Source organism: Rheinheimera sp. UJ51 (assembly GCF_020819615.1).
Classification (GTDB): Bacteria; Pseudomonadota; Gammaproteobacteria; order Enterobacterales; family Alteromonadaceae; genus Alishewanella; species Alishewanella maricola.
The window spans coordinates 1-20,802 of record NZ_JAJHOG010000017.1 but is presented as its reverse complement, the minus strand read 5'-3'; the positions used below and the strand labels follow the sequence as shown (position 1 = coordinate 20,802).

12 protein-coding genes and 2 pseudogenes are annotated in these 20,802 nt (G+C 39.1%); 6 read left to right on the top strand and 8 right to left on the bottom strand.

Annotated features, from left to right (window positions below; genetic code table 11):
- Window positions 1-54: 54 nt before the first annotated feature.
- The 6 genes and pseudogenes from lepB to LMJ53_RS17165 form a co-directional block, all read right to left on the bottom strand.
- Window positions 55-855, bottom strand: a complete 801-nt coding sequence (lepB, locus tag LMJ53_RS15515; protein WP_229588165.1) for a signal peptidase I — start codon at window positions 853-855, stop codon at window positions 55-57.
- 859 nt (window positions 856-1,714) lie between these two features.
- The gene (locus tag LMJ53_RS15510) at window positions 1,715-4,084 is read right to left on the bottom strand and encodes a YfaP family protein (RefSeq protein ID WP_229588163.1); all 2,370 of its coding nucleotides are present in this window, start codon (window positions 4,082-4,084) and stop codon (window positions 1,715-1,717) included.
- A 415-nt stretch (window positions 4,085-4,499) separates the two neighbouring features.
- Complete coding sequence (locus tag LMJ53_RS15505) at window positions 4,500-8,228, bottom strand: AAA family ATPase (protein ID WP_229588161.1); 3,729 nt, start codon at window positions 8,226-8,228, stop codon at window positions 4,500-4,502.
- Between the two features lie 360 nt (window positions 8,229-8,588).
- Window positions 8,589-8,789: a hypothetical protein gene (locus tag LMJ53_RS15500; protein ID WP_229588159.1), complete on the bottom strand. Its 201-nt coding sequence runs from the start codon at window positions 8,787-8,789 to the stop codon at window positions 8,589-8,591.
- Between the two features lie 246 nt (window positions 8,790-9,035).
- The gene (locus LMJ53_RS15495) at window positions 9,036-9,743 is read right to left on the bottom strand and encodes a hypothetical protein (RefSeq protein WP_229588158.1); all 708 of its coding nucleotides are present in this window, start codon (window positions 9,741-9,743) and stop codon (window positions 9,036-9,038) included.
- 517 nt (window positions 9,744-10,260) lie between these two features.
- Window positions 10,261-10,929 (bottom strand): annotated as a pseudogene (locus tag LMJ53_RS17165) (IS66 family transposase); the annotation flags it as partial.
- Window positions 10,930-11,459: 530 nt separating this feature from the next.
- On the opposite strand from LMJ53_RS17165, the gene LMJ53_RS15480 reads away from it, so the two are divergent.
- The 6 genes from LMJ53_RS15480 (at window position 11,460) to LMJ53_RS15455 (ending at window position 20,229) form a co-directional block, all read left to right on the top strand.
- Entirely contained in the window at window positions 11,460-13,247 is a 1,788-nt protein-coding gene (locus tag LMJ53_RS15480; protein WP_229588156.1) for a hypothetical protein, read from the top strand.
- Entirely contained in the window at window positions 13,244-17,029 is a 3,786-nt protein-coding gene (locus LMJ53_RS15475; protein ID WP_229588154.1) for an AAA domain-containing protein, read from the top strand. Before LMJ53_RS15480 ends, LMJ53_RS15475 begins: the two co-directional genes overlap by 4 nt.
- Window positions 17,029-17,814, top strand: coding sequence for a DNA topoisomerase (locus tag LMJ53_RS15470; protein WP_229588152.1), 786 nt, complete (start codon window positions 17,029-17,031; stop codon window positions 17,812-17,814). The genes LMJ53_RS15475 and LMJ53_RS15470 overlap by 1 nt, the downstream gene beginning before the upstream one ends.
- A 3-nt stretch (window positions 17,815-17,817) precedes the next feature.
- Window positions 17,818-19,056, top strand: coding sequence for a DNA/RNA non-specific endonuclease (locus tag LMJ53_RS15465; RefSeq protein ID WP_229588150.1), 1,239 nt, complete (start codon window positions 17,818-17,820; stop codon window positions 19,054-19,056).
- A gap of 6 nt (window positions 19,057-19,062) precedes the next feature.
- Window positions 19,063-19,398 (top strand): immunity protein YezG family protein, encoded by a 336-nt coding sequence (locus LMJ53_RS15460; protein ID WP_229588148.1) that lies wholly within the window; start codon window positions 19,063-19,065, stop codon window positions 19,396-19,398.
- Between the two features lie 81 nt (window positions 19,399-19,479).
- On the top strand, window positions 19,480-20,229 hold the full coding sequence (locus LMJ53_RS15455) for a hypothetical protein (RefSeq protein WP_229588146.1): 750 nt from the start codon (window positions 19,480-19,482) through the stop codon (window positions 20,227-20,229).
- On the opposite strand, the pseudogene LMJ53_RS15450 reads toward LMJ53_RS15455, so the two are convergent.
- Both LMJ53_RS15450 and LMJ53_RS15445 read right to left on the bottom strand, forming a co-directional pair.
- Window positions 20,160-20,492, bottom strand: a pseudogene (locus LMJ53_RS15450) (integrase core domain-containing protein); the annotation flags it as partial. The gene LMJ53_RS15455 and the pseudogene LMJ53_RS15450 overlap by 70 nt on opposite strands.
- A 208-nt stretch (window positions 20,493-20,700) precedes the next feature.
- Window positions 20,701-20,802, bottom strand: coding sequence for an ATP-binding protein (locus LMJ53_RS15445; RefSeq protein WP_324295618.1), 102 nt, complete (start codon window positions 20,800-20,802; stop codon window positions 20,701-20,703).

The window sequence follows — 20,802 nt, the reverse complement described above, 5'->3', positions numbered from 1 at the left end:
ACAATTTATTTGTATGCAGATTTACGAAGCATTAAAACTCAAACAATACCTAACTTAATCTAGGCTAATTAACACTCTGTTGTCTAATTCCGAATCATTACCAATAATTACATTCCAGCTATTTTTTATAATATGCTTCAAATTAAACAATACTGATTTAGGATAGCCTTTTATTTCTGATTTTTTTACAAATCCGATTTTTGTGTAACGAGAGTCAGAACTTAACTGCCGATTATCACCAATTACAAAAAAACTCTCAGCTGGTACGACATATTCTGGTGAGTCAAAAATAAATATTCCTTCTGCGTATAATTCTTCGCGTTCCTTTAATTTATCTTTAACATCTATTTGAACAATGCTGTAAATCTTAGAGTTCTGGTTTTGTTCTTTATATTCAGTAAATTTAAATCTTCCGGCTGATGGAAATACATTAGCGTTAACAATGGGTGTAATGACTTTTACATGTGTCTTTTTACCATTAACGTATAAACTACTATTTTTTATTTGCACTCTATCACCTGGCAATCCAGCAATACGCTTTACATAATAGTTGTCTTTTTCAAATGTTATAATGTCACCATAACTGGGTTTTTTGAAATGGCTAGCTATTTTATTTACTAATACAATATCTCCTTCAACAATTGAAGGATTCATAGAGCCGGTGGGAACATAATTTATGTTTACCACATAGATTTTCACAAGAACTAAACTAAGCATAAAAATAATGAAGTTCTTTTGGTTATAGTAAAAATTTGAGATTGTGGATTTTAAGTTATCATGCATCCACATTGCGCTGTCTTCACCATAAATAATGCATAGTAAAGTATAAGTTTTTTCATCTAAGTAGTTTAACATTGCAGCCTCCTGTTTTATTTACAGTAATTATCGCAGGCAATCGAGACAGAGCATGTCTCTATTCTTTAATAATGAAGGTATGTTTACCTTGAGGTTCACCACAGACTTAAAAAACACAATCAGCGTTTTACTAATTTAATTTGCGTATCTGTTTTAGCTAGGGCACTTTGAATTCAGTATCGGTGACGATAAAGTGCATACAACCTTTGGTAAGATGGCTTTCAGCTTTCTTATAAATATGTGATGCACGTTTATAAAGTGAAATATTAAGCTGCCATTTTTAACAACAGGGCAAGAGCTCTTCGATTAGGAACCAAACTGGCTCGCAGTATGATCACAGTATCGACATTGCTCCAGCCCAGCCAACCAGAATCAACTGCTGAAATTTACTGTTAACGATAAACGAGGTGATTACTGAATCAATAGAAACTAGTTCCCGTTGCAGATAGGTATTGCTGAGCAATTTAATCGTGCTTAATACAGCCATTATCAAACGAGACTAGCATAGCGAACTCTATAACTATGTGCTCAACGCGCATCTTTAATATGAGAAGTAACCGCCTCTTGTAATACGGATTATCGTGCTTTATGCATGGTTATAAGAGTGATGTGTCGGATGAAATCAGAGAACAAGCTTTTAACATTTTATGAGAGCATCCGCAGTTTGAAATTTTTGGTGAATGATAAATCAGGCATCACCGTGAATGCTCAGCAATATCTAACCCCATATTTTAACTAAAGAATGTTTGAGGACACCTCAGATGATTTATGAAAACAGGCCCTTACTTATAAAAAACGGAATTTGTTAAGCCTTGGCTCGGCACATCGCTAGTAAAATGCTTGCGATGTGCCTTTGCTGTTACTGGACAGTCGTATCTTGTTTTCTTGGCAATTCACTCGGCATAGAAGATGGAGTTACATCAGTTACATCGTTGTCATTGACACGTACGTAACGATTAACAGGAATTATTTGTACATCACCTTCATCATTTACTTCAACTTCAAATACTAACCAGGCATTGAGTGAGCTTCTTGTGTCTTGATCCTCAGAAGGTGAGAACACAAAACGTTCACCATTGATGACCACTTCGACTCGCGTGGGTGATTGGAAAATAGACCCTGTGCCAGAATAATGGTGCACGGAATACATGTAGCGACCTGGTAATGGGAAGCGTGGCACCGTTAAAATTTCAGGACCGAAACCGTTCGTATCATCCACATCAAGAAAAATCGTCTCGTTTTCAACAGTGACAATTCTTTCGGCGAAAAAAACATGAAAACGCTCAGTTAAGCTATTAGCGACTGTCGGCCCTTTGAAATGCGTATCAAGATCTCTTGGATTTTGGCCCCATGACAAGTTAACGGTCATTGCGCCTTTGTTTGAAGTAATACAGTTTTCTAAATCTAGGTCTGTGTTTGCGACCAAGAGCTGAGTGGTATTGCTTTGACCATTGCTATCACGGATGGATAGCAAAACTTGGCTATTGGGTCTGACCGCAATGGTAAATTCACCCGCCGCATTGGTATAAGCTACTGAACGACCAATATAATTCACGCCATCAGCAACCATCTTAACTTCAGACATAGGAAGCTGTGAGATATTGTCGATAGCGCAACCCGTAATATTCACTGACTCAAACAAATAATCAGCATTCCAAGTAGAAAAATGATTCACTTCACCTGAATAGTAACGGCGGCTCTGTTCATCAAAACTTAAAACAACTTCATCTTCAACAGTCCAAATCCCAGTTTTTTCATTAAAATGGATTAGCGGAATACTTTGTGGTGGATTCACGGCTCGTGATGCTAAAGGAATACGGATTTGAGCACTTTTATTATCAGCAAGTTGTAAAACTTCGCCGTTTTCTGCTTTAAACGCTGCATTTAGTGCACCAAACGATTCAAAAGACGTTTCTTCACCAGAAGCGGGATCAATAGCCAAATAATAACCCGGCATAATAGCGGGATCGGATGAAGCATCGATATTGGTTACAGATGCAGTAACGTCACCGCTATAAATTTGTCCTTGAGTGTCCACAAAGGCGCTTGCAGGTAAAGAAATTCGTAATGCTGACACTGGGTCAATCAGTTCTTTAGCTGCCGTGGCTGGAAAGGTCTCGGTGAAACCCACATCCAATAAAGCGACATTTAATCTGGGATTAGGGTTATTTTCTGATGTTCTGAACACATCAGAGCGAGTGACATAATTATCAGCGGAAGCACGAATAACGATCCTTTCTGAGTAACCTAGACCTAAAAGCGCGTAATTACCAAGTTCATCAGAGGTCAGTTCTTGTATCAATTCAGGTGTATTATCCTCTCCTGGGACATACACCTCTAGCTTCGCACCTTCAATAGGTAAACCGCTACTATAAACCGTGACCTGACCGCTAACTTCGCCAAATGTTTCACAACTCACTTCGAGTTCAGAAAAATTCGTTTCAAGCGTTAAAGAAGTCGGTAACACTGTGCACTGATGGCCAAGGTAATCAGGTACAGAAAATTGTAACGCGGCGCCCGGCAAAAAAACCGTGGGTAACGTAAAATTACCCACCTCATTAATTGTAAAATGATAAGTTTGTTCTTGATAGACATATTGTAACGAAGCCGGTCTTGCTAACCCTGCCGCACTGCCACTTACCGTAAGAAGAGGTTGGCATGAAACCTCTACCTCATCAAAATCAGCTTGAATAGTAATCGTTGAAGGCGAAATCTCGCACTGTAATGCCGCGTCAGTCGATACAGAAAAACTAAGCGCATTGTTATAGGTAAAATCTGAGCCGATAGTAAAGTTACCCTCTGCGGTTAACTCAAATTGGCCCTCACGACCGCCTTCCACACTATAGTTCAATGTAACAGGTCCAGTTACTCCTGTGGCATTACCACCTACAGTGTAAAGCGTGTTAGCACAGCTAATATTGATATTAGAAATATTAGCATTACTAAAGGTACGACTGGCTGCTCCTTCAATAGCACATGTTTGACCAACGGGCTGACCGGAAACACTTAAAGTAACGGCATCACCCGCTTTGAAACCAGAGCCTAATGCTGCGGCTCCGTTGACACTAATCGATACTGGGTTGTTATTAACGTTAATTACTACGGTACCATTTAATCCTGCGACATTTCCCGCAAGAGTATATTCGGGTTCAGGACTATCACTGCCACCGCATGCAGAAAGCAAAGCAACAGATAAAGTGGTTGCTAATATTTTAGATAAATTTTTCAAGACAAACTCCTTTCCAAACAATACTGAAGATTTAACGCAAAATTTTACTGTTAGTTAATTACTTCATATTTTCATTCTGAAATCTGATTAACATAAATTCGCGTCAATCGATAAATTGATTCTTAAGCACAATACTGCCAACACAAATACGTTAAGCTTTATTGAATCTATATAATGACGTTGCACCGAGACATAATTTGTCTTTATTCACTTAATTTGATATGTATTGAGTTGTTTATAGAAGCGGGGCGTTAAATGGGTTATCAAATTGTATCTTAGCAAGGTGATAAAACGGTGAGTTGCTGCATACTCATCCATCTTCAACAAAAAAATAACCTCCTTAGGTAATTGCAAAGGCATTGCAAAATCTAAGAAGGTAAGATTAGCGCTTAAAATTGTAATAACAAAGACTGTTTTAGTGTAAGTCCGATTTTAAATGTGGTGGGCTAGCTTTAACTTGTTCTATCAAAGCAAGTAACTCATCATTAAAAAGCGTTTCTTGTTTTATTAATTTGCTGGCTATCGCAACAACAATGTCCCAGTGTTGTTTTAGCAAGTTACTTACAGAAGTATGGGCATATATAAGCCACTCATCGACTTCAACTTTTACATCATATTCAGAAGTTTTAAATACATGATGATCGACTAATGAGCTATTGTTAGAAAATCCACATCGTGTAATTGCTTCATAGGCTAGTTTGGTCGCTGAAGTTATGTCGCTAACAGCACCTGAAGACAATTCATCTTCGTCGTTTGAGGTTAAAAGTTCTGCTGCACGACCAGCCAGGAATATTTGGATATGATTTTTTATGTAACGCTTTTTAAGAAGTTTATTTTTTGAATCAATATCATTAATAACAAACCCCTGACATTTTTCTCGTTTACGAATATCTATCATGATAATTTTTTCCCAACCGAACAACAAACCCGTAGCAACTGCATGCCCAGCTTCGTGATATGCAACTAGACTGACATGTTCATCACAGATGTCGTCTTCTAAATTTATTTTCCCAAAAGTTTCGTTTAACGTTTTTTCAACACACATCCGATAGAAGCTGCTAAATGAGCCACCCTTTGAAAGTGAATTTTCTAAAATGTTATTGATATTTTTATAGTTTACACCTTCAAAGACGTAGCTAAGATGCTGTATTCTCTCAACGTTGTGCTCGCTCACTTTATTATTGATTAAGAACTTTGAGATATGTTGTTGCAACTCTTTTCGCGATGGGGGTGCAATGTGCATTTTACAGCTAATTCGGTCATCCCGAATTAATGTATCATCCAGGTGATCTTCAGCCGTCGTTGTTGCCACAATCCAAATATTATCCCTATCTCTGTTAAGACCATCAATTGCGGATTGCAGAGTCGATATAGAAAGATTTATCCTTGGTGGTGTATTTTTTCTATTTGGTGCTATGGTCTCAATGTTTTCAATAAAGACTATGCAAGGTGTATATTGACTCGCAATATCAAAAAGTTGTTTGATATTTTTTTCCGTATCTCCAATAGTGAGATCTGCGCCATTAACCTTTAAAAAGGTTCCTTTGAAATATTCAGAAATAGCCATTCCTAAAAGGGTTTTACCACACCCTGAAGGTCCAAATAACAAGGTGTGCTTTATCTGACCGCGACTAACTTCGCCGGTATAGATTGCATTTAGTTTATCTACTTGAGTTTTTAGAGCTGCAATGACCCTTTCTTGGCCATGGATATGGTCAAAAGATACTTGGTTGCTTTCAATAATTGTTATGAAAGGGCAGTTGCGATGTTCTATTTGGTATTCTACTGTTGCATCAGGGATCGATATGTTTATAAGAATTTTGGAGTCGTTTTGTTTACTTGATATTTTATAGTCAGCTCGCCACTTTAAATTGCGCATGCGAGTAACCAGATTGTCTAAATCAAAACTGTTTTCTGAAACTGAAAATTGTACATGCGTACTATGATCTTCTAAGCTAGAAGATAAGATATGTTTATCTTCTTCACTATTAATAAGCGCTATCAACTTGCTTGCTTGCCCCTCAATAGCTCTAGGGCTTAAATCGCCTGACATCAACGCTAATGCATTAGGTAACAATGGATCAAAAGTTATTTTTTGGCGCTCTTGTAACCTTTGAGAAGTACGATGAACCAGTTGTAACCTTTCGTTTTTTTCAAGCGGAGCGCAGCGGCATACGCTACCTTGCATAATTCTATTGATAAACTCTGGAGAAAACTTTTCAACTAATAATGAATAATGAGATGCTTGCTGACCAGTGATAACGTTTGCTGCAGCAACATTACTGGTAAAAACAAAAATACATTGATTAAAGTCTATATTGCGACGAGTAGTGCGATCTTTACATTCTCGGTCTGACAAAATACTCAATAAAGATTGAATGACCGTTTGAGGTGCTTTTTCAATTTCATCAAATAAAATAACTCTGTTTGGAATAAATTCTGTAGGTGTAGTTAACAAACCAAGCGAAGCACCATTATAAATATGACCTGAACCTAATAACTCTGATGAGTCTTTTTCGTTAATAAACTGTTCCATATTAAATATTTGAAATTCAAAGTTATCTTCATATAACTCATTCAGGGCATTATTAAATGCTTTTACAACAGCTGTTTTGCCTACACCTGATGCACCATACAAGAACACTGGGCCTCTTTTAGTGCTTGGTGTGCCATTTCGAGTAAGTCGAAATGCATTTATCAGAGCATTTTTGGCTTCGTCTTGTCCAAAAATATGCTCATCAAGATGCTGTCTGATTTTCGAACATGCTTGAGAGAGTTCTAATCTGTTGTTATTTAGTCGGTCAATAATTTTTTTTGTATCAGATTGTCCCCCGATCTTTCTTACGAGTTCGAACAGTTGATTTAATCTCACTATATTTAGAGCAATTTCACCGCATTCATTTTGAAAAATGAAGCTAATAATTCGACTTACTAATTGAGATGCTTTTAATCTGTTAGAGTCTATAAGACCACTTGCAAACCAGCTTTTATTTTCATTGTCTCCACTGCTGTACAATCTATTCTCAACAATTTGACTCACTTGTTTTAGCACATACATTACGGAATCGGTGACTAATAAATCCACACCTGAAGATACCTGGGAGGTTATTATTTTTCTCATTTTGGATGAGCTTATAACGGCAGCCCACATTATTGCTTCCGTAACCGGTTTGCCAAAAATCTTTGGATGTTTATACATTAAGCAAAGCTTTTCTACGAAACATAAAATAGCTTCATCTTTAGCATGGGCTAAAGTACCAAATGTTAAAACCTTGTCTAACGGTGCAAGTTTTTCTATTTCATCAATTAAAATTTCAATATCACTATGCTTGTTATTGTCTTTTACTGATGGCTGTTGATCGTGAGCCAAGGGTGCTTTTCTATTTAAACGATCTTGGTTGTTTTTTTCATGAAGGTATGCGATTTCAGTGGGTTTACTATTAAAATCTTGCTGTTCGAAAGCAAATAAGCTGTCATCAACAGCACCTTCCTCATCGAACTCAGTAAAAGTAATATCCTCTAATATTTTTTCATTTTTTATGTATTGAGATGCATGTGTTATTTCATCCAACTGAATATGTGCCATTTTTTTTTGTGAAATTTCACATAGCATTGGGTCAAAATTTAAATCTATTTTCTTATAAGCCTTATCAGGAAAAGAACGAAAAATCTTAGTAATAAGATGCGTATCTGTGATTAGGGCGCTTTTTAACGAGTTTTCATCATAGTTCTTTCTAAAATAACTTTGGCAATCTACTAAAAAGTCAGTTAAATCAGCAGTTTTTTGCTCACTGTCAAATTCTACACAATGTGAAAAGAAGTCTCTTCCTGCTTTAACAATTAACTCATTGATTTTAAGTATGTATTTAACATCAGGCGGTGAGGTTAAGGATTTTAATTTCATACATAATGGTGTGCTAAAATCAGTTACGATTTCAGCTTGAACACCAAACTCTTTCATTTTAGCGAAGTTAACTTGGAAAAGTTGCAAGACTATAAATGGCGCAAAACCATCAGTGTCATCTAGTAACCTAGTTAATTGAACTTCCGTATTATTGTCCAAATAGTAATGACTAGATTGATATTTTTTTGGAACAAATCCTGACCAGTCGAGGAACTCAATAATATCTGTAGTATTGTCCATAGCGGCTCTCCAAATGTGTAGTTAGGTTGATAATCCACATTATGAGATAAGAGTTAGACAGATAATGTCTTAAGATGAGGCAGTTTTTTTAAGTGAAGTAAGAATGGTTAAGATTGAAATACGCACAAGCCGTTAAGCGAGGCAAAACTGTCAAAATGATAAGTACTTGCAATAGTGAACACTTAACTAATCAACGTCAATCTTGACAAAAACCTTTTGGCATGTGTTTTTTCGATCCATTATCGGCGCGTACTGTATTGCTTAAAATGTCAGTTAATGAGCGAAAACTCCTAAACAGGCATCATCACAACAACCCACACCAAGCTTCACATTTGAATAAGCTATTGTTTTTTTAAAAAATTAATCCGTTTTTATTAGATAAAAATAGTGGTATTCAAGGTTTTGCACGAAGCCTTTTTTAAAAGACTTATTGGTTTCTAAATAGTGATAAAACTCTTCTTCGACATAATCAGGAATTAGTACTTTAATGTCGCAATATTTACTATAAGCCTTGAACATTACAATAAGTTCGGCTTCATCGTAGCAACGAGTTTGGCTCATGTATGTGATGCTTTGAGATTTATTCATTTCTAGCGTGACCTTTTAATAACAGGAAGCTAGTAATAATGACAAGCATTCGGGACATGAGATGTCCGAAGCCTTCAATTGTCTGGTGTGAAAGGGGTAATTAATTGCATAAAAGCCTGCAACATCTCTGTTACAGGCCTTTATACATCTGACACGGTAGCGGTCAACTGATCTGAAAAATGCTTATCTGAACGGTATTGATACTTTTTACCTTTATTTTTAAGCGGCTCTATTTTTTTGATACTCGCGCTTCAACTGAAATGCAACTTGTGCATTAATCTTTGCTTCAAATACCCTTTCTAAAGGAACGCTAAAAGTCGAGCTAAAAGCATCTTTCGCTTTACCACACAAATAAACTTTTTCGTTGATTAACTTTAGCTCTACCTTATGGATAGACTGAACGAAAGCAGAATCAGTGTACTTTATCACCAACTCCAGACTGTCATCCCATAGAGCCTCATTAATCGAACGTATAACCTGTGGTGCAAGATTTTCTTTAGCCAGCAAAGAAGCAACAGGGCCAAGTTTTTTCGCAAACTGACATAAGTTGCTTTGAGGCTCAAATTTTACTGTGTTACTGAACTTGCTTTTTGCCAAAGAGAGCTCTGCTTCAATGGCTTTCAGCATCGATTCTGTACACAGTTTTTTAATTGAATCCTCAGATACAACAAGCAACCATGACAAAATTGCTGAAAACGTTGGCTCATGGCTTTTCGTTTTGCAGAAAAGTTTGGCTGTTCCTTGATACTGACTAAATTCAATTAACTCTGAGGTTTCAAGCTGAAGAAAATCTCTTGTGATAGTCCGTCGGCTTACTGTCTCACCTAAGCTCTCATATACGTTTACCATTTTAGATACAGAGTTAAACCCTTTACCTGCGTTTGGTGTATTTTCGAGTGTTAACTGAAGTCTTTCAAATGAATTCATATAATTATCCTATCAAGTTGCCAGTTGAAGTTTTATGGCTAGAGTAATAGCCAACAATACATAAGTGTTTTTATGCACTTTTTGTATTGTGCAGGTTCACCCCCAAACCCCATCTCTCCATAGGTGGTTTGAGTGTATTTTCCTTAATTACTTGTCAAGCTTTAGCTAACAAATAGTAAGTGATCTGCAACATTCAACTTTTAACGCAACTTAGAACAGATTGTCTTAGACATATGCGGCTACTGAAATAACAACTATGCACTAAAAAATATGAACTAAAGACGTTTATATTATACTATGCTTTTTATCTAAAGTGTGAACTTTTTAACCTAAGCCACAAATATCTAGTGGTAATTTGTTATGAAACGATTTTTTTTGAAAATTACTTGTGTTGTACAAAGTATTAGCTTTGAGTGTTTAAGTTAAACCCAATCGAGAGATTGTTAACTTAATCGCAGCAAATAGGCGTAATCCTTTTCGCCCATTTTCGTCGGTGACAAAGCTATATTTTCATAATTAGGTTAGCGCTCGCTTGTACACCTGACCTAGTATTGGCAAACAGCTTTGTTTTTCGAGTATTCACGAACGGTTTAATGGCTACTCAGCACGACTTTTGTTTATGTTAAGCCTGCAATCCTCGATATAGCGGATAAACTAAGGCCACTGATTTAAGCTATATGTGATAGATCTGCTAAGCAGATTCTCTTTCGATTTTGCTTCTCTTGATTTCTTAAGCCAACTTTTGAGTGGCTCTAACAGTGCCTGGGCTTGCGTCACATAAGTCTTCTAAAACGGCGCGTTATTTAATTTACTTTCCAGCACATACAGTTTCTGGATATGGTTAAAAGCTACATCCGCTTTATCTGTTTTGCTTTTGCGCTGTGATTTTATAGACAGACTTGTGTCTTACATGCCCGCAGCCATGGTTGTTTAAAAAGCTCAGTTTTCATTAATACCAATAGTAGTTTAATTTCTCTAAACATATTCTCAACAAGCGGCTCATCGCTTAACGACTAAGATCATTGTCAGCAGTTGTATTTAAGCCTGATATTTTTAAGCACTTGAATTCGGGTAGGGATGTATTCAATTCGCAGGCTGATTTCTTTACATCTTTGATGCAGCGCATGGTCGCAGCAGGCACAGATTTGTCCGTAATGTCATGGATAACGTCAACACGCGGCAACTCAAAGGCAGTGGCCGACGTGTTTTATCAACAGTCTTATCAGTTTCGATGAGTAAAGGGATGACATCGATTATGTTGAAAGAGCGAGACTCAATAAAGCTATAATAGTCATATCGTACCGTTGCAAAATATGTAGCGGTACGAAACTAAAGGTTTTGTACAAAATGCGTCATTAAATCAATGAATATTTTGTAACCCAATCCATAGAAGCCCTTTACCTTTCTAAGCTATGCTTTTACAATTAATTAATACATTAACAATAATTAAAGATAAGTAATGAGACTCAAACAAGCGTGGAGCTCGCTTGTTCAAAAAGTGTAATTTCACTAAATATGACGGTATTAGATGTTCTTAGTTTGTTTGAACAGCTATAAATGCGAGCGAAGCTCATACACAGATGTTATGTGAACTTAAGTTATTGCTATGATATTTATCTTTTCAATTTTTTATTTCAGTAGAATTCGCTCAATGGAAAACAGTACAGTTTAGGTTGTGCTACATTAGATTTCGCTTAGCATTTTGATGGAGTCAGCGTGTCGTACAGCACACACTTAGTTAAACTACAAAAAAATAAAAATGGCACACTGTTTAGTGTGCTTAAAGATGCTAATGGTTCAAATAGGACCGCGTTTGTTCCAAAAAAACAACTAGATAATGATTCCTTCTATATTTCCCCTGAAGAAGGCGCTGAATATGTTGCTCTTGTACAACATACAGATAATGGTACATCATTTATACAGCAGTTGTTACATCCTGAATTTCTTCCATTGGGCAAAGCGTTGTCGGTTGATGTCTATTACGATGGTGTGTTGCTACCAGTAATACAATGCTTTGATAGATCTAATAATTTGGTTTTAAAGCTAACAAAGAAGAGCGATAAAAATTACAAAAAAATCCGCTATTGCGCCTTTAATTGTGAACAGTTCAATGTAAGGTTTTATTTTACTGGAGAAGCCTTTGAGCTTGAGGTTGAAAAGGACATCGAGGAGAGTAACGCTTTTGGCGATCTCTACGATATGCGTATTCAAGGTAATAAAGAGCAGTGTTATGCCATTTTTAAAGACGAATCGAAGAGATCGTTCCCAGTCAATTTTCCTCGAAAATTGCTTAATAGTCTTCCTTTTTTTGACCTGCCAAGTCAATTACATGACGTTGCTGTAACATTTGATCACGATAACTATTGGTATTCATTGTCCTTTGAACGAACAAAGGCCTATCTGGTGTCGTTGATAAAGGATAAAGAACATACGTTTTCGGTTCTTTCTTGTGATGACGACACCAATGAACGTTCTTATTTGAGGCTTGATGTCGATATCTACTCGCTGGAGGTTTTGGCGTGGCGATCAGATTTAGTTAGACTGGGTATTGACATAGAAGCGTTGGATGAAGGAGATACCATCAAGGGCAAGGTCAAATCAAGGATAACAGACGACGGCCGCTTGTTTATAAATTTTGTATTGACTGAGTGTCAAGAGTATGAAGGTTGGATCAAAATAGACCGTAGTTTCGAGAAAAATGGAATTAAGCATTTTGTTTTCACAAAATTATCTTCTGATGGAAGTCAATTTGTTATCAAACAACCTGAATTTTTTACTCATGGCATTATTGATTTCTTCGAACCTCAAGGTCAGTGCTCCGTGAGTATTTACGAATTCCAAGAGAATGAAAAATCACCTCGCGAATGGAAAGTCAAACACGTTGTACCATGCTGGCTTAACGGTAAGAAGATTAATCAAGATATCGATAACGGACACTGTAGTTTTGAGGGCGTTTTGGTGCATGACTGGTATGCCCGTAACAAGGAAGTGTTTTCCCCCTTTGGGAAGGTCAATCGCAACTTTCACCACTATGCTTTGAGAAACCACGCAGTGTGTGAGGTGGTCATGGATGGGCAAGCACAAATGGTCCTCATTCCTTCATCTTTGTTAAAAGCGAAAGGGTTGATACGCATTGAGGCTGGTACAAGCTTTAAAGGCGTAGCGAGGTATGTGTTATTGGATATTTTTCATGTTGGCCACAGGGGGTGGTTGGCCGACAACGTTGAAGTTGTCGAAAATGACAAAGACGCAAGGGCCTTGCCAAAGCTCCATGAGTCTCAAGTTGAAATTCTCAAGTTTGTCTGCGAGGAACCCAGCCAATACAAAGTAAGAGTTTATACCTTTGCTTCATTGGACGATGAGCAGACCTTTCGATTCAATGATTACAGTAAACAGATGGAATCGATACCTGAGCCTGAGCGTTATCACTTTATTGTGAAAACGCAACCCAGAGGTCAATTCATCAATGTGAGAGAAATACTATCGGCTGAATTACAACCATGAATACACTTAAAGCCCTGTACGCCCTAACGATACACAAAAATGCCGACGCCTTGAAAAGTAGTAAACGCATGATACTTCAAGTGCCCGAACCTATCGAACTCTGGGATAAGTTCTTGAGCGGAAAGTTAGCTCTGAACAAATCATTCAACGAGAGTGAACCATATTTTTTGATGGTGGAGCTTGTGAAGCGCGCTCACAAAAAGGGGTATTTACTGTTAACCATCCCTGTGTGTCTTGATGTGCCAAAAGAAGGAGGTGGTATTTTTCTTCACCCTGACCCTCTTAGGCCCATTCAAGTAAATCCTGAATATGTTTCGGGAGAACACCACGATGGCAGACCTGAAATTATATTGTCAGAATCCCAAACCGCGCTTAACCATTTGTCTCAGTATTACGAGATAGGCACGCCTGAAAGCTGGTTGAGTGCAGCAAAATCGCTTTTGTACAGCACGTGCGGTGTTAATAGCTTGACTGCGTTAGTTCAGCTCATCCAAGGACAGCTGAATAACACCGATTTGTCTGTACAATTCTCCCTTTCCTCGATGCCAGATACAGTCGGCCCACTAATGCATGTATCAAACTTGTATGAAGGTTTATTATCTGATAGCACCAGTGATTGGACTCACACACCGCTGAAAAAATTGCTCGAAACCTTTGATGGAAAGACTCATACCAATTCGATTACGACTCATTACTTAGGGGAGCAAATAGGTTGGTTTAGCAACGCAGACAATATGCAAAGAAGTGCGCTAATGGGGCACATGGACACGCGAACGGGGAAGCAAGAATCGGGTAAAGAGCGAGAGTTATTTCCATTAGATAATACTCAGCGCAACGCATCTATTATGGCTAGGTATTTAGAACTCTATTACGAAGATAATGCTGAACTTGGTCGAATACTTGCGGTTAATGGTCCACCCGGCAGTGGTAAGACATCAATGTTGAAGGCTGTGATTGCTCAAGAAAGTGTGCTTGCCGTATTAAACAATAAGCCTTGTCCAATCATTGTTGCAGCCGGTGCGACAAACCAGTCCGTCAAGAATGTGGTCTCCGCTTTTCCTGATGTTATCCATAAAGCCGAAGGTGATGAGTTTATCCTCTACCAACGCTGGCTACCTTCGGTGAATAATTACGGCAGCTTTTTGGCCTCGGCTGAAGCGTTAAAAAAATTCACGGAGGAAGAAAAGGAAAAAACACCGGTCATTGAAGCGTTTGGTAAAGATAAGCCTTATGTTTTTGGCTGGACCAACGTATGCCAAGAGCTAAACGAATTATCACAGTTAAGTCGATTAGAAAAACACTATTTGGATAAGCTTTCTGTTCATTGCCGCTTATCTGGGATCGAGACTCCAGCCAATATTGAAAAAGCAAAAATCTATTTACGTGATTATCTCAACCAACTGTCTAGAAGTATGTTAGAGACAGCGAAAGTGTGTGCACAGCAGGTAAAACGTGGGAATTATAACCCTGATGACGTGTTTCCTGTTGCGGATAGGCAGTACCACCTATCGAACTTTGACGATACAAGGCAAGAATTTTCGTTATGGCTGAAAATGGAGAAGGGCAGCAATAAGTATCTTAAGATTGTAGCTCGCATGAATCGTGAACGCATTCGCGATGAGGGTATTACAGAGTCTGACTATGCCGAAAAGTTGCATGATGCCACTATTGATTTGTTTATTGAGCACCTCCTTGATACGTCTTATCGCCCATTGATGTTTCATGTTGCGGCGAGGTATTGGGAAGCCGAGTTTTTGTTGTCACAGCGAAAATCCGTACTCTTTGCGCAAACCGAAGAGAACCTAATTGAGGGTTTGAGGCGGATTTGCATGGTCACACCGGTGGTCATTTCTACGCTACATATGTTACCCAAACTATTACAAATCAAGAATTATGTGCCTGGTGCGAAGCAACGCGCATACGCGTATGGTGGAATTGACTTGCTCATTACTGATGAATCTGGTCAGGCGGATATCCGTTTAGGGTTACCATCTATGTCACTATGTCAACGTTTAATCAGTGTTGGAGATATTAGCCAGCTTGAGCCTGTAATCGATAATAAGAAGGACATATCCGCATACGATGATTACACAGCATGGATAAAGCAAGGGTATACCCTAGATCAAATAACAAGATTTATTCAACTTGGGTTTACGCCGACATCTGGAAGCCTACTGCATCTTGTGATGCTCGCATCCTCTCATTCCTACCAAGGAGATGGGTTTATGCTGCGTGGGCACTATCGCTGTTATCAAAAAATCATCGATTACTGTAACCAGATGGTGTACGACAATAAGTTGTTTTATCTGCCCTTCAAAAATACAGAGGTGGATGAAGAAGTTTTGCCTGCGATGGCGTATGTGGAAACGCCGGGGGACTCTGAGGCCGGCGATAATTCAAAGTCAAAACGAAATAAAGCCGAAGCCATGCTAATTGCCGAGATGGTTGTCTCTCGCTATAAGGACTGGCAAGAAAAGCTCAAAGATGAAGAGAAAGGCGAGTTACCTGACTTGCCATCAATGCTTGCCATTGTGACACCATTCAATCAGCAGCCCAAAGCCATTCGTGCTGCGTTGATAAAGGTTAATGCAGAGAAAGGTGGTATCATTCCTAAGCAAGAAATCATAGATACAACAATTGATACTATTCATAAGCTGCAAGGTGCCGAAAAAGATATTGTGATTTTTTCGGGGGTGCAAACCCATAATGACAATGGCAATCTGTTCTTCGAAAAACAACCATATTTATTAAATGTAGCTGTCTCTAGGGCAAAAAAGTCATTTATCGCAGTGATCTGTCCAAAGCTTTATCGCCTCTATGAGGAACCTTCGTCAGAAGGTACCTCAACAACATCGGTCAATTCGGTTCATTTCTTGGGGCGCTATCTTAATCAGCACGGCAAACGTTTATTCCCCAAGCATCTTTTTGTGGTGGAAGCTAAAGGTAAAGTCGGTGTACTGAGACAGTTTCTTTATCAAGATTACATGATTTATCCTACGAATGGTTCGGTCACGAAATCTGGGCTAGAGGATGACAATGTTGTGACAGCGCGGCGTCAGTTGTTTCCTGACTACGATTTAAACCACAACGGCAAAGCAGCATTGAAAACGATATTGGGAGAAGGTCCTCGGGTTAAAAGCATCTTGCTTGCGACTGACAATGACAATGTGGGCGAGACCATTGCATGGCATTTGTTTCAGCACACTAAACGAGTCGCACCAGAGATCGCCAAAAAGATGATACGGGTACCACTTGGAGCCATCACCCAAGAAGCAGTTGATGCAGCGAAAAACCACCCCCGTGAGTTTGATAATGGAATGGTATCGGCGGAAATCGCCCGCGATATTATTGATAAATGGGTAGCTCAGCGGATGTACTCAGTTATTCAAAATCATGCTCCACTAGCAAATAAAAAAGGGATCGGGGTTGGGCGTGTGAAGGCTGCGGTTCTGGATTTGTTAACGAAGCGACAAGCGCTCGCAGAAGCGGAAGCAGCCACGTCTCTATGTGTGAACTTGACCGTAAATGGCAGAGTTATTAGAGGTCATATCAAAAATATGCCGACGGAATATGTGCTCGATTTTAAAGAAGACCTGCGTAAAAGTGAGAAACGAGATGACCCTACACGCTATGAGTATAAAAAGTACGAGCAGAAACAAGAGCACTACATGCCACCTAATCGCTCCACGGCTGGTGTTCTGCGTTACGCGTACCTGAATCATGGGTTAAAGCCTGAAGTAGCCATTGAATTGTTACAACGCTTATATATAGGAGACGAATAATGAGTAACAGTGCCCATGATGATATTACGGTGTTAGATACCAATGCGCTTAGCGACATCAAAGACAAAGATTTGCGTGCACTCTTTGAGCTCATCGTGCAGATGGAGGAAGCTGAACAACTTGGTGATGCTGTAACTATCAAACAGATAATTGAATTGTCTCGTATTGGCAAAAACGGGAAACTGCCAGTTGTCTTTGAGGTTGAATCTGTTATCCAGTCTGGCTGGTGGGAGAGCGAGCTGTGCAGTAACCCCCGTTGCAAGCCTCGACTGTCAGTGCCGTTGACACAAAATGATATAGATGCCATTGAACGTGGTAATTTTACTGTGACATTAGAAGAGAACCTTTTGAGTAATGGAATGCTTCGCTTGGATGAATTAATTGAGCAGATGGAAATTTACGGCATCTCTCGCCCCTCTACAATGCCAAGCGTTTTGACTGAATTAATGGATAAATCATCTTTGGTGGATATCAATCTCAATCTTGAGCAAGTATCTGTAACAGAAGCAGGTAGCATAGTCGATGAAACGCTTAAGGCGCATTTAGGCGATATCGGCTCATTTGAATGGAACGGAAAAGTGTCACGATTATTAGGTGATATTGAAGCGGGTAAATTGTCAGCTGATATTCTTATCCTTATGGTATACGAAGACCTGTTTGGTCTAGAAGAGCGAAAACGCGTAGAGCAGGTCGCTTGGACAGATCCAGAAGTTCTTTATTCGCCACCTGATACGCAGAAAAGAGTGGGTGGTGTACTTTCTAAAACTTATAAACCTGCTACATAATGCATGGGCTACATTAGTTATCCACGAAGTGCAGGTGAGCGACTAGATCGCCAGCGAGTACAAGAAGTGATTCGTCTCATCGAGGGACTTGCCGACATCGTTATGCCCTCGACCCTTGATGGTATTCTTGCGCTTCTTAATCAGATCGGTTGGCATAATTTACCGCCACATATCAAAGCGAAGCTGCTGGCGCTAATGCGCAAGCAGCTATATCCCAAGCTTGATCCGCAAATAACATCAAAGCCTGTAGAGCATCAATCGTATCGAACAGATATCCAATCTCTCAATTCTTTGATGGTGGAGTTAGGGCTATCGATTAGTGAAGACACAGGGCTACCACTACATGAAAGGCTTAATGCGACGGGTTTATTTAATCTTCGCCTAGCACAATCTGACTCATCAGGAGCAAATACGCCACCAATTTTGATTGATTCAAATGGCATGACTCTGACGGTTATTGAAGATGACAAAGAGGTCATTGAAAATCAAGGGCTAGCAATTACGCAGGCTATTTATGCATATCCTGATGATGCTGATGTTCTACAACAAAGTTATCTCTCAGGTAAGCACTCAACATACTACTTAGAGAATAGTAATCGTGGAGATGTTATTGATGCTGTAGATTCGAGTGCTTCAACGTTAGCGAAAGAGAATCTAAATACCGAAAAATCGTTATATAATAAGGATGTTGATGAGGTGAAATCAGAGGACGAGGCTGATTCCACAGATAAAGGATCAGACGTCATTAAAGAGCTTGAACCAGGGTCAAAAGGCAGCTGGAATAAGGCTTTGAATGGTAAATTAGAGCCGAACCATAAATACAAAGTTGGTGAGCATCTATACGAAACAGATGATCATGGACGTGTCACCCGCGTTAGTGGAGTGTTACACTTAACAAAGCGAGATAGGAATACGTACCAGCAAGGAAAATCTGCCAAAGAAGGAGGGATTAAAGATGGTTTGGCTAATGATGATGGTGGTCATATAATTGCGTCGGTATTAGATGGAGCAGGTGAACAGATTAACTATGTACCTATGGATTCAAATCTGAATCGTGGTGTATGGAAACAAATGGAGAATATTTGGGCTAAAGCGTTAAAGGGTCCCCCCCCACAGCAGGTGAAAGTTGATATTCAACCTGTTTATGAGGGAGAAAGTAAGCGGCCAGTTGCATTTAGTGTAAAATATTGGATAGACGGAAGACATAGTACTGCGCATTTCGAAAATAAGCCCGGAGGTTGAACCAAGATGACGGTAGATGAAATTTATCTCGAAATAGCACACAACATAATCGATGCTATAGAAACCCAATGGACTGTAGCCATTATAACTTGTGAACTCGCTGAAGATGCTGGTAGGTTTAAAGGTATATATAAAGAAGATATTGAATCTGCTGTCGATCATGACTTTGGTGTTAGTTATGAAACATATAAGGCCTTTAAGAATCTTCATGAAATCACCACAGAAGGTGGAGAAAACAAGTGGAATAGAGCTAAATTCACACTGTATCCAACAGGTAAATTTAGTATTGACTTTGAGTGGGATCAGGGCCTTGCGAATGAAATACAGGCGAACTCGATGTAAATGGCGTTGTAGTATGTTTGCTACTCGCCGGAAGTACACTTGGTGTAGCCGTCTTTTTAGAACATGGGATATGTCGATTTTATGAAACATGAGATTGGTTATTGTCGTTGGCCATTTACGAGAAATCAGTGTATTGAGAAACTGCTGATTGCTGGGGCTGATAAACCATCTTTAAGCTACAACTTAGAGTGGATTGCGCTAAGTGTGGAAACATTCGCTGTGGAGCATAATAAAGGAGTTTTATTATCTGAAAGCAGCGAATTGCTGTCTAGTATTGCGGCGTCTTTAGACTCGGTACCAAATAAGCATTTGATGGCTACAACGGCGTCTAAGCATTCGGTTTATGAAACTATTTGTGATGTACTAAGAGCTTCTTTGTGTTTGCCGTACTCTCTGGAGAATTTAGAACGTGCAAACAGGCTATATGCATTGTTACCTAAGCCACCTATACAGCACCTATTTGACGCATATGTTATGTATCAAGTTACCTTTGGATATACTAATCAGTTACATGATTGGAATGATCATTTTACAGACCTTCAAAAGAAGAGTGGTTTGAATGCACTTAATAGGGTGCAACTAGATTATGGTTTAGCGCTTGTTTCAAGGACTGAGGAAAACATTAGCCAATTAAGGCCTGCATTGATTAGCTCTTTTGAAACGTATACCGATGGTGAATATTTGTTAAATGGTAACGAAAAAATCCAAACAGCCCGAAGTAGATTAAATTGGCTATTGCTCTATAGTTCTGTTTGTAGTGGTCAACTAATTCCGGACAGTATATTAGATAGAGCCTCAGCTTTTGCCGGTAGCACACCATCATTGAATTGATGTGGCCTGCGCCAGTTGTAATAATCCATCAGGTAAAAACTAATATCCCGCTGTGCTTCTGCTTTGCTCATATAACCCGTTACCGGCACCCACGCAGACTTTAAGCTTCTGAACAGTCTTTCAATTGGGGCATTATCCCAACAATTCCCGCGACGACTCATACTTTGCGTCATGAGATAACGCCAAAGCCTTTGACGGAATAAACGACTGGCATACTGGCAACCCTGATCAGAGTGAAACATAACACCTTGTGGCCTGCCTCGTTACCCATGCTTTATGAAAGAGCTGTTTAACTCACCTAAAATTTCATGGGAAAAGATAGATGACTGGGACTGGAGAAGCGAATATTCTATTTTGGACTTGTTGTATTGGGGAACTTTCGATGAACACGCTGCGTATTTCGGTGATTCCGAACAGCGATCCCGGAGTTATCCGATCACCCGTTAGCCTTTCTTTTTCATAACTGTAGTTTTACGCTAAGTGATCGGATTGGTCTAGTTTTCTCATCGACTCTCCTGTTAATTCTATTCGGTGACTGTTGTGTAATAGCCTATCTAATAGTGCATCAGCGAT